Origin of the sequence: Variovorax davisae (genome assembly GCF_030316845.1) — a bacterium.
GTDB classification, from domain to species: Bacteria; Pseudomonadota; Gammaproteobacteria; order Burkholderiales; family Burkholderiaceae_C; genus Variovorax; species Variovorax davisae.
Genome location: NZ_JASZYS010000018.1, coordinates 90206 through 101616 on the forward strand (window position 1 = coordinate 90206; position 11411 = coordinate 101616).

An 11411-nucleotide genomic window follows, 5' to 3' on the forward strand; every position below is an offset into this window, starting at 1 on the left:
TTTCGAAACTAAATCGTTCCATAAATACCATGTCGCCCACCGCCCAACCCGCCACGCCGACCGTCGGCCGCCCGCGCGACGCCGCGCTCGACGCCAACGTCCTGCGGGCCGCGATGGAACTGCTCGGCGAAGGCGGCATCGCCGCGGTCACGATGGAGGCGGTGGCCCAGCGCGCAGGCGCGGGCAAGGCCTCGCTCTACCGGCGCTGGAAGTCCAAGGACGAGCTGCTGGCCGATGCGCTGACCCTGCACTCGCCGATCGACGTCGAGGTCGACACCGGCAGCCTGCGCGGCGACCTGATCAAGCTCTACGAGCACTACTACGGCATCGGCAACCACGTGATGCAGGCCGCCATGCAGGAGATGCTGGGCAACGTGCGCCAGCACCTGGCCTGGACCGAGAAGGTCGCGCCCGAGCGCCTGACGGCGCGCCGCGCCAAGGTGCGGGCGCTGTTCGAGCGGGCCGTGGCGCGCGGCGAGATCGCCCCGCCGGCCGACATGGACCTGCTGCTCGACCTGGTGCCGGCGATGGTTCTCTACCGCTACAACACGCGCAACCAGAAGGTCTCGCGGGCCTCGATCGCGCGCTTCGTCGATGGCGCCGTGCTGCCGCTGGCCGGCTGGCAGGCCCGGGAGCCGCGGCCGTGAGCGACGCCGCTGCCGCGCCTGCCGCCCCAGCACCGCCGCCGGAGCCCTACGACCTGCGCCAGGGCCTGGTGTTCGCCTCGGTGTCGCTGCTGCTGGGCCTGACCCAGGGCCTGGGCGTGAACCTGGTCAATTCGAACCTGACCGGCATCCAGGGCTCGCTCGGCGCCACGGCGGCCGAAGCCAGCTGGCTCACCACGGCCTACTTCGCCACCAACATCTCGGCCTCGCTGCTGCTGACCAAGGTCCGCTATCAGTACGGCCTGCGCTGGTTCGCCGACATCGCGATCGGCGTCTTCCTGCTGCTCTCGCTGGCCCACCTGTTCACCCAGCACCTGGCCTCGGCGGTCTTCGTGCGCGCGGCGCTGGGCGTGGCGGCGGCGCCGATCAGCAGCCTCACGGTGCTCTACATGGCGCAGGCCTTTCCACCAGCGCGGGCGCTGACCGGCTTCATGCTGGGCTTCGCCGCGCTGCAGATCGGCATGCCGCTGTCGCGCATCATCTCGGGCGACCTGCTGCAGAACGGCCAGTGGCACGGCCTGCACTTCGTCGATGCCGGGCTGGCCCTGGTCTCGGTCGCCGCGATCAACGTGGTGCGGCTGCGGCCGATGCCGACGCAGCAGATGTTCGCGCGCGGCGACGGCCTGGCCTTCACGCTCTACGCCAGCGCGCTGGCGCTGGTCAGCGTGGTCCTGACCCAGGGCCGGCTGCACTGGTGGACCGACACGCCGTGGATCGGCCTCTGCCTGGCGGCCGCCATCGTGCTGCTCGGGCTCTACGTCATGGTCGAGCTTCAGCGCGACAAGCCGCTGATCGACCTGCGCTGGCTGGCCAGCCCCTTCATGCTGCGCTTCATCGGCGCGACGCTGCTGTTTCGCATCGTGCTGTCGGAGCAGACGGTGGGCGCGGTCGGGCTCATGAACCAGCTCGGCTTCACCAACGACCAGATGCACCTGCTGTTCGTGTTCGTCACGGCCGGCACCGTGGCCGGCTTCCTGGCCGTGCTGCCGGTGCTGCCGTCGCGCAAGTTCGGCCGCCTCGGCACCCTGGCGCTGGTGCTGATCATGGCCGCGGCCTGGATGGACGGGCAGTCGACCGTGCTGACCCGCCCGCACGAGCTCTACCTGTCGCAGACGCTGCTGGCGGCGGCGAGCGCGATGTTCCTGGCGTCCGCGATGCTCGAAGGCTTCCTGCACGTGATCGCCGGCGGGCTCAAGAACCTGATCAGCTTCATCGCCGTCTTCAGCGGCGGCCAGGCGCTGGCCAGCCTGATCGGCCAGGCCTGGCTGACCACCCTGCTGGCCGAACGCCAGCGGCTGCACTACGCCCACCTGGTCGACGGCCTGCAGCTGGCCGACCCGCTGGTGGTGCAGCGCCTCGCGCAACTCGGCGGCGCCTATGCGTCCAGCCTCAACGACGGCACGGCGCGCGCCGCGCAGGCGCTCGCCCTGCTGGGCCAGCAGGTGACGCAGCAGTCATGGGTGCTGGCCTACAACGACCTCTTCCACCTGATCGCCGCGGTCTCGACCCTGGGCTTCCTGGTCTTCGCGGGCACCCACACCCACCGCTGGCACCGCGCGCGGCGCGCCGCGCCCAGCCCGCTCGTCTCCACTTCTTCCTGATCGTCGGATTCAACATGTCCTCCCTCCCCAAAGCCCTTCGCTCCCGCGGCACCTGGATCGTCCTGGCGGCCACGCTCGCCTGCCTCGCGATGGTGCTGCACGCCTGGCGCCTGCCTCCCTTCCGCGACGGCACCCAGAGCACCGAGAACGCCTTCGTCCGCGGCATGGTGACGATCGTCGCGCCCAAGGTCGACGGCTATGTCGCCGAAGTGATGGTGCAGGACTACATGGCCGTGAAGGCCGGCCAGCCGCTGGTACGGCTGGACGACCGCATCTATCGCCAGAAGCTCGACCAGGCGCGCAGCAGCCTCGCGGTCCAGGAGGCCAACCTCGCCAACACGGCGCAGGCGCGGCGTTCGCGCGAGGCCGCCATCGGCAGCACGCAGGCCCAGATCGCCAGCGCCGACGCCCAGCTCGGCAACGCCCGCGCCCAGCTGTCGCGCGCGCAGGCCGACATGCGCCGGGCCACGCCGCTGGCCAAGGACGGCTCGCTGTCGCAGCGCGAGCGCGACCAGACCGAGGCCGCGCTGCACCAGGCCGAAGCCACGGTGAAGCAGGCCGAGGCCGGCGCCAGCCAGGCACGGGCCGGCCAGGCCGTGGCGACGCAGGACCTGCACACCGTGGTGGTCAACCGCGACGCGGTCGAGGCCGCGGTCGAGTCGGCGCGCGCCGCGGTGCGGCTGGCCGAGATCGATCTGGAAAACACCGAGATCCGGGCCCCGCGCGACGGCCACCTGGGCGAGGTCGGCGTCAAGTTGGGCCAGTACGTCACGCCCGGCACCCAGCTGATGGCCGTGGTGCCCCAGCAGGTCTGGGTGGTCGCCAACTTCAAGGAGGCCCAGACCGCCCTCATGGCGCCGGGGCAGCGCGCGCACTTCCACGTCGATGCGCTGGCCGACGCCGAACTCGAAGGCCGGGTCGAGCGCCTGTCGCCGGCGACCGGCTCGGAGTTCAGCGTCATCAAGCAGGACAACGCGACCGGCAACTTCACCAAGATCCCGCAGCGCCTGTCGGTGCGCATCGCGGTCGATCCGGGGCAGCCGCTGGCCCAGCGGCTGCGCCCGGGGATGTCGGTGGTGGTCAGCGTCGACACGCGCTCGCGCCGCGACGCCGGGGCCGCCGCCCCGGCCGAAGGAGACCCGTCGTGAAGCCGGCCGGCCTGCGGCGTGGCGTCACCGCGCTGGCGGCCGCGCTCGGCGCGGCCCTGTGGTTGTCGGCCTGCAGCAGCGTGCCGACCGCCGCGACGCTCGCCGCCCCCGTGCCCGCCGCCTGGCAGGGCGCCGCCGCGCCCCACGGCGCGCCGGTCCAGTCCGGCTGGTGGAGTGCCTTCGGCGACCCGGTGCTCGACGGCCTGGTGCAGCAGGCGCTGGCGCACAACACCGACCTGCGCGCTTCGGCCGCGCGGGTGGCCGAAGCGCGCGCTCTGGCCGACGTCCAACACGCCGCCGCCTGGCCGACGCTGGACTTCGGCCTCGGCGGCCAGCGCAGCCGCAGCATCAGCGCGGCGACCGGCAAGCCCTATGTCGCGAACGTGCTGCAGCCCCAGTTCCAGGCCGCCTACGAGGTCGACCTGTGGGGCCGCGTGGCTTCGCTGGGCCAGGCGGCCGACGCGCAGCTGCGGTCCAGCCAGGACACGCGCGACAGCGCCGCGCTGAGCGTCGCCGCCACCACGGCCGCCAGCTACATCAACCTGCGCGCGCTCGACGCCCGCCTGGACGTCGCCCGGCAGACGCTGGCGGCGCGGCAGTCGGCGCTGGCGCTGGCCCGTTCGCGCCAGCAGCGCGGCTACAGCTCGGAGCTCGAAACCGCGCAGAGCGAGGCCGAATACCGCGCCACGGCGCAGGCGATCCCGCAGCTCGAACTGGCGATCGTGCGCCAGGAGCATGTGCTGAACCTGCTGACCGGCGCGGCGCCGGCGCCGGTGCCGCGCGGCCTGCCGCTGGTCGAACTCGAAATGTCCGCGCTGCCCGGCACCGGGCTGCCGTCGGAGCTGCTGCGCCGCCGGCCCGACCTGGCGAGCGCCGAGGCCCAATTGGCCGCCACCGATGCCCAGCTGGCCGCCGCGCGGGCGCAGCTGCTGCCTTCGCTGCACCTGGGCGCCACGCTCGGCAGCATCAGCTCGACCGCCCTCAGCGGCGACCCGTTCAAGCTCTGGAGCCTGGGCGGCAGCGTGCTGGCGCCGATCTTCGACGGCGGCCGGCTGCAGGCCCAGGTGCGGGCCTCGGACGCCCGCCGCGACCAGGCGCTCGCGGGCTACGAGAAGGCGGTGCTGACCGCCTTCTCGGAGGTCGAGGACCAGCTCGCCGCGGTCGGCGACCTCGGCCGCCAGGGGCAGGAGGCCGAGGCGCAGCGGGTGGCGCTGCAGGAGGCGGTGCGGGTGGCGACCAACCGCTATCGCGAAGGCTACGCGTCCTACCTCGACGAGCTCGACGCCCAGCGCAACCTGTTCAGCGCCCAGCAGGCCGAGCTGCAGCTGCGGGCCGACCGGCTGGCGGCGCAGGTCGGGCTGTACCGCGCGCTGGGGGGCGGCTGGCAGCCCGAGGCGGGCTGATGCTCAGCCGCCGGCGGCCGCGCCGCTGGCCTTGAGCTGCGCGATCTGGGCCGCACCGTAGCCGACCTCGCCGAGCAGTTCGTCCGTGTGCTCGCCCAGCAGCGGCGGCTGCAGCCGCACGCCCGGGCGTTCGCCGCCGATCGTGAACGGCATCAGCGGCACCTTCGACTGGCTGCCGTCGTTCATGCGGATCGGCGCCAGGCCGCCGGTGGCATTGAGGTGCGGATCGTCGAACAACTCCTGCGGCCGGGTGATCGGCGCGAAAGGCAGTTCGTTCTGCTCGAACACGGCGCTGAGCTCGGCCGCGCTGCGGCCGGCCAGGTGCGAACGCAGGATCGGCATCATCCAGTCGCGCGCCAGCACGCGGTCGTTGTTGGTCACCAGGCGCGGATCCGCCAGCAGCTCCTCGAGCCCGAAGGCCTTGCAGAAGATGCCCCACTGCTTGTCGCTGACCGCCGCCAGGAAGATCTGCTCGCCGTCCTTGACGGTGAAGACGTCGTACACGCCCCAGGCCGAGATGCGGCTGGGCATCGGGTCGGCGGCGCGGCCGGTGGCGGCGAACTGCATCATGTGCTGGGCGACCAGGAAGATGTTGTTCTCGAAGAGCGCCGACTGCACCTCGCAGCCTTCGCCGGTCTGCTCGCGCTGGCGCAGCGCGGCCATTGCGCCGATGGCACCGAACAGGCCGCCCATGATGTCGTTGACGCTGGTGCCGGCGCGCAGCGGGTCGCCGGCGCGGCCGGTCATGTAGGCCAGGCCGCCCATCATCTGCACCACTTCGTCGAGCGCCGTGCGGTGGTCGTAGGGGCCGGGCAGGAAGCCCTTGTGGCTGACGTAGATCAGCCGCGGGTTCAGCTTCTTCAGGCTGTCGTGGTCGAGGCCGAGCTTCTTCATCGTGCCGGGCTTGAAGTTCTCGCTCACGATGTCGGCGGTGGCGATCAGGCGCAGCGCGGCCTCGACGCCCGCGGGCTTCTTGAGGTCGAGCGCGATGCTCTTCTTGTTGCGGTTGAAGGTCGGGAAGAAGCCCGCGCCCGAGCCGAGCAGGCGGCGGGTGTTGTCGCCGTCGATCGGCTCGACCTTGATGACCTCGGCCCCGAGGTCGCCCAGCAGCAGGCCGCAGGTGGGGCCCATCACCATGTGGGTGAACTCGACGACGCGGATGCCGGCGTAGGGCAGCGGGGGCTTGGATTCAGACATGGGACTTTCCTTGCGTGAAGCCCTTGGGCAGGCCGGCCTCGGGCGTCATGCCGTAGACCGGTTCGCCCGGCAGGCCGGCGACGAGCGGCGCGCGGGCCGCGATGAGTCGGGCGAGGTCGATGCCGGTTCGCACGCCCATGGCTTCGAACATGAAGACCAGGTCTTCGGTGACGACGTTGCCCGAGGCCCCCGGCGCGTAGGGACAGCCGCCGAGGCCGCCCAGCGATGCGTCGAAGGTGCGCACGCCCTCTTCGTAGGCGGCCAGGCAGTTGGCCAGGCCGAGTCCGCGCGTGTTGTGCATGTGGGCCGCGCCCGCCTTGTCGCCGAGTTCTGCGCGCAGTCGCCTGAACAGGCGGCGCACCTGTGCGGGATTGGCATAGCCGACGGTGTCCGACAGGCCCGATTCGTCCGCACCCGCGGCGACGCATTGCACCGCCAGCCGGATCACTTCGTCCTCGGGTACCTCGCCCTGCAGCGTGCAGCCGAAGGCGGTCGAGATGCCGGCCTCGAGCCGGACCTGCGGTGCCATCTCGCGCCGCAGCGCCGCGATGGCCCGGACCTCCTCGACCATCTCCTCGCGCGTCTTGCGCACGTTGGCCAGCGAATGGGCGGCGCTGGCCGACACCGGCATGGTGAGCTTGTGGACGCCGGCGGCGAGCGCGGCTTCGGCGCCGCGGCGATTGGGCACCAGCGCCATCACGGTGAGGCCGGGCAGGGTGATCGCGTGCCGCACCACTTCGGCGGCGTCGGCCATCTGCGGCAGCAGGCGGGCCGGCACGAACGAGGCCACCTCGATCTCGCGCAGGCCGGCGGCATGGAGGGCGTCGATCCAGCGCAGCTTGTCGGCGGTCGGCATCGTGGCCTTGATCGATTGCAGGCCGTCGCGCGGGCCGACCTCGCTGATGAGCACGTGGGGGGCGGGCATCGGGGGGGCGTCTCCTTCCGGTTGATGGCTTGACAGTTCTATCTTACAGAACTATATTCTGTTTGTCAGAATTAAACCGGCAATCCCGCCCCCTGTCAAGCCACGCCCATGCCCCGCAAAGCCCAGACCGAATCGCTGTCCGACCGCGATGCCGCGCCCGGCGGCGCCGCCGCGGTCGACCGGGCGCTGAGCCTGCTCTCGGCCTTCGGCCCCGGCGACGACGGGCTCACCTTGGCCCAGTTCGCCCAGCGTACGCAGCTCTACAAGAGCACGGTGCTGCGGCTGCTGGCCTCGCTCGAGCATGCGCGCCTGATCCGTCGGCTGGCCGACGGCCGCTATGCCCTCGGGATCGAGATCGCCCGCCTGCACGCACTGTATGCCGCCTCGTTCTCGCTCGACGGCATCGTGCCCCCGGTGCTGCACGAGTTGGTGGCCGCCACCGGCGAGAGCGCCGCCTACCACGTGCGCCAGCCGCAGGGCGCGGGCTGGGCCCGGCTGTGCCTCTACCGGGTCGACTCGCCGCACGTGGTGCGCGACCATGTGCGCGCCGGCGACCTGCTGCCGGCCGACCGCGGCGCCGGCGCCCGGATCCTGATCGCCTTCGGGCCCGAGGCCGAGCGACCGCACGATGCGGCGGCGCGCCAGTTCTACGACACCATCCGCGGCCAGGGTTTCTGCGCCCTGGTCGGTGACCGCACCGCCGAACTGGCGGGCATCTCGGCGCCGGTGTTCCACGCCGACGGCCGGCTGGCCGCGGCGGTCACGCTGACCATGCCCGCCCACCGCTACGACGCGGCCTACATCGAGCCCGTGCGCGCCGCCGCGCGCCGGCTCGACGCCCAGGTCTGAAGCTTGCAGCGAAGACTTCCCGGGGCGAGGCGCGTACCCTGGCGGTGCAGGATGCCCCGCATCGATTACCTTCTTTTTAGTCACGGATAAAAACCGTTTTCGGCTATTACTCGCCAGACATGTATCGAATACAGTGCTGGCAAGCATCTATCCAAGGAGTACAGCACCATGACCGCCCGCACCACCGTCCACGGCCTCCAGGTCGCCACCGAACTGCACCAGTTCATCGAGCAGCAGGTGCTGCCGGCCACCGGTGTCGCCAGCGAGGTCTTCTGGAAGGGCTTCGACGCCATCGTGAGCGAATTCGCGCCGAAGAACCTGGCCCTGCTGGCCGAGCGCGACCGGCTGCAGGCCGAGATGGATGCCTGGCACAAGGCCCACCCGGGCCCGATCGCCGACATGCCGGCCTACCGCGCCTTCCTCGAATCGATCGGCTACCTGCTGCCGCAGCCGACGGACGTGCAGACCACCACCGCCAACGTCGACGCCGAGCTGGCGCTGCAGGCCGGCCCGCAGCTGGTGGTGCCGATCCTGAACGCGCGCTATGCGCTGAACGCGGCCAACGCGCGCTGGGGTTCGCTCTACGACGCGCTCTACGGCACCGACGCGATCCCCGAGACCGGCGGCGCCGAAAAGGGCAAGGGCTACAACCCGGCGCGCGGCGCCAAGGTGATCGAATTCGCGCGCCAGGTGCTCGACCAGGCCGCGCCGCTGGACAACGGCTCGCACAAGATGGCGACCGGCTACAAGGTCGAAGGCGGCAAGCTGGTGATCGCGCTGCAAAGCAGCAGCACCGGCCTCAAGGACCCGTCGCAGTTCATCGGCTACACGGGTGACGCGGCGGCGCCGAAGTCGGTGCTGCTGAAGCACAACGGCATCCACCTCGACATCCAGATCGACCGCTCGACCGCCATCGGCCAGAGCGACGCGGCCGGCGTCAGCGACGTGGTGCTCGAAGCGGCGCTGTCGACCATCCTCGACCTCGAAGATTCGGTGGCGGTGGTCGATGCGGCCGACAAGGTGCTGGCCTATTCGAACTGGCTCGGCATCCTCAAGGGCGACCTGACCGAGGAAGTCGCCAAGGGCGGCAAGACCTTCACCCGCGGCCTGAACCCGGACCGCGAATACACCGGCGCCGACGGCCAGCCGGTGAAGCTGCACGGCCGCTCGCTGATGTTCGTGCGCAATGTCGGCCACCTGATGACCAACCCGGCGATCCTGTACGCCGGCGGCAAGGAGATCCCCGAAGGCATCATGGACGCGGTCATCACCACGACCATCGCCACCGTCGACCTGAAGCGCAAGGGCAATTCGCGCACCGGCAGCGTCTACATCGTCAAGCCGAAGATGCACGGCCCGGCCGAAGTGGCCTTCGCCAATGCGCTGTTCGGCAGCGTCGAGCAGCTGCTCGGCCTGCCGGCCAACACGGTCAAGCTCGGCATCATGGACGAGGAGCGCCGCACCAGCGTCAACCTCAAGGCCTGCATCGCCGAAGCCGCCGCCCGCGTGGCCTTCATCAACACCGGCTTCCTCGACCGCACCGGCGACGAGATGCACACCGCGATGCAGGCCGGACCTATGCTGCGCAAGGGCGACATCAAGGCCACGCCCTGGATCCAGGCCTACGAGAAGAACAACGTGCTGGTCGGCCTGTCGTGCGGCCTGCGCGGCAAGGCGCAGATCGGCAAGGGCATGTGGGCCATGCCCGACCTGATGCACGCGATGCTCGAGCAGAAGATCGCCCACCCGAAGGCCGGCGCCAACACCGCCTGGGTGCCCTCGCCCACGGCCGCCACGCTGCATGCGCTGCACTACCACCAGGTCAGCGTGGCCGAGGTGCAGAAGCAGCTGGAGCAGATCGACGCCAATGCCGAGCGCGACAATATCCTGAACGACCTGCTGAAGGTGCCCGTCGCGCCGTCGGTGAACTGGACCGACGCCGAGCGCCAGCAGGAGCTCGACAACAACGTGCAGGGCATCCTGGGCTACGTGGTGCGCTGGATCGACCAGGGCGTGGGCTGCTCCAAGGTGCCCGACATCCACGACGTCGGCCTGATGGAAGACCGCGCCACCCTTCGCATCTCCAGCCAGCACATCGCCAACTGGCTGCTGCACGGCGTGGTGACGAAAGAGCAGGTCGACGCCACCTTCCAGCGCATGGCCGCGGTGGTCGACCAGCAGAACGCGGGCGACCCGCTCTACAAGAACATGGCGGGCAACTTCAAGACCTCGGCGGCCTACCAGGCGGCACAGGACCTGGTGTTCAAGGGCATCGAGCAGCCGAGCGGGTACACCGAGCCGCTGCTGCATGCGTGGCGCCTCAAGGTGAAGGCCGGCACGGCCTGAGTTCAGGCGCGCATCAGGCCCCGGGCCACGCCCGGCGCCCTGAAGGCGAAGCCGGGCAAGAGCTCGGCCATCCGCGCGTCCGGAAGGCGCAGGTGCCGCTCGCCGATTTCCGCCAGCACCTGGCGGAAATCGGTGGTCACCGCGAGGTCGCGGCCCTCGTGCAGCGCGCCGTCGTCCAGGCCGGGCCAGCGTCCGTGCACGCGGCCGCCGGCCACCTGGCCACCGAGCAGCCACATCACGTTGCCGTGGCCGTGGTCGGTGCCGCCGTTGCCGTTCTGGCGCACCGTCCGGCCGAACTCGGACATCACGACCACCACCGTGTCCTCCCACACCGGGCCCAGCCGGGTCGCGAAGGCCGCGAGGCCCTGCCCCAGCGGCCCGAGCCGGTTGGCCAGCTGGCCGCTGGCCCCGCCCTGGTTGGCATGGGTGTCCCAGCCGCCCAGGTCCATGAAGGCCAGCTGCACGCGCGCATCGTTGCGCATCAGGGTCGCGAGCCGGGCCGCGTTGCCGGGGAAGCCGTTGGGCAAGGGCGCGCCATTGCTGGCGGCCTGCATCTCGCGCTCCAGGCTGTCGGCATTCATCGAGCGCATCACCTCCTGGTGCGATCGGCGCGACGCCTGGAAGGCACGCGACAAGGCATCGTCGCCGCCGTAGAGCCGGCCGAAGGCCTCGGCCACCTGCGGCCGGTCGAGCAAGTTCGGCTGGCCGGCGGCGGCGCCCAGCGGGACGTTGGCGACGCTGTTGCGCCCGGCGTAGATGCGCGGCAGCACCGGGCCCATGCTGACGGCCCGGGTGGCGGGCGCGGCGCCGGCCGGGTCGGCTGGCAGCACACCCAGCAGCCGGTTGAGCCAGCCGTCGGCGGTCGACTTGCGCCCCGGCGTGCCGGATTCCATGTAGTCCTGGGCATCGAAATGCGAGCGCGTCGCATCGGGTGAGCCGCAGGCCTGCACGAAGCCGAGCTGGCCGGCCTGCCACAGCGGCATCAGGGGCGCCAGCGCGGGATGCAGGCCGAAGCGGCCATCGAGGTCGAGCACGCCGCCATCGTCGCCCGGACGCGCCAGGGCGATCGACGGGCGGGCGGCGTGGTAGGCGCCGTCGGCATGGGGCACGACGACGCTCAGGCCGTCGACCGCGCCGCGCAGGAAGATCACCACCAGCCGCGGCGGCGCGGCGGCCCGGCCGTCGCCCACCGCGGCCCACGCCGAAGGACCGAAGGGAAGCAGGACGGCGCCGCCCTGGACGGCGAGTTGCAGCAGGTCGCGACGCAGCATGGCGGC

General features: G+C 71.3%; 9 protein-coding genes. 6 read left to right on the plus strand and 3 right to left on the minus strand.

The genetic code is table 11. The features are described 5' to 3' along the window. Positions 1-29: 29 nt before the first annotated feature. From QTI33_RS30705 to QTI33_RS30720, 4 genes are read left to right on the plus strand one after another with little or no spacing between them, the layout of a single operon-like run. Positions 30-647, plus strand: a complete 618-nt coding sequence (locus QTI33_RS30705) for a TetR/AcrR family transcriptional regulator (protein ID WP_286510352.1) — start codon at positions 30-32, stop codon at positions 645-647. Next, positions 644-2266: an MFS transporter gene (locus tag QTI33_RS30710; protein WP_286510353.1), complete on the plus strand. Its 1623-nt coding sequence runs from the start codon at positions 644-646 to the stop codon at positions 2264-2266. The genes QTI33_RS30705 and QTI33_RS30710 overlap by 4 nt, the downstream gene beginning before the upstream one ends. Positions 2267-2280: 14 nt before the next feature. Beyond that, a complete protein-coding gene (locus tag QTI33_RS30715; protein ID WP_286510354.1) occupies positions 2281-3414 on the plus strand; it encodes an HlyD family secretion protein in 1134 nt (377 codons plus the stop codon). Then, positions 3411-4817 carry an efflux transporter outer membrane subunit gene (locus tag QTI33_RS30720; RefSeq protein WP_286510355.1) on the plus strand — a complete coding sequence of 469 codons (1407 nt, stop codon included), beginning with the start codon at positions 3411-3413 and terminating at the stop codon, positions 4815-4817. The genes QTI33_RS30715 and QTI33_RS30720 overlap by 4 nt, the downstream gene beginning before the upstream one ends. Before the next feature lie 3 nt (positions 4818-4820). Here QTI33_RS30720 and QTI33_RS30725 read toward each other — a convergent pair whose 3' ends face one another. Then, a complete protein-coding gene (locus QTI33_RS30725; protein WP_286510356.1) occupies positions 4821-6014 on the minus strand; it encodes a CaiB/BaiF CoA transferase family protein in 1194 nt (397 codons plus the stop codon). Further along, positions 6007-6939 (minus strand): hydroxymethylglutaryl-CoA lyase, encoded by a 933-nt coding sequence (locus QTI33_RS30730; RefSeq protein ID WP_286510357.1) that lies wholly within the window; start codon positions 6937-6939, stop codon positions 6007-6009. Before QTI33_RS30730 ends, QTI33_RS30725 begins: the two co-directional genes overlap by 8 nt. Before the next feature lie 108 nt (positions 6940-7047). Here QTI33_RS30730 and QTI33_RS30735 point away from each other — a divergent pair, with 108 nt between their 5' ends. Further along, positions 7048-7788, plus strand: coding sequence for an IclR family transcriptional regulator (locus tag QTI33_RS30735; RefSeq protein ID WP_286510358.1), 741 nt, complete (start codon positions 7048-7050; stop codon positions 7786-7788). Positions 7789-7956: 168 nt separating this feature from the next. Further along, positions 7957-10134, plus strand: a complete 2178-nt coding sequence (locus QTI33_RS30740) for a malate synthase G (RefSeq protein ID WP_286510359.1) — start codon at positions 7957-7959, stop codon at positions 10132-10134. A 2-nt stretch (positions 10135-10136) separates the two neighbouring features. Here QTI33_RS30740 and QTI33_RS30745 read toward each other — a convergent pair whose 3' ends face one another. Beyond that, positions 10137-11405, minus strand: a complete 1269-nt coding sequence (locus QTI33_RS30745; RefSeq protein WP_286510360.1) for a DUF1501 domain-containing protein — start codon at positions 11403-11405, stop codon at positions 10137-10139. Positions 11406-11411 lie beyond the last annotated feature (6 nt).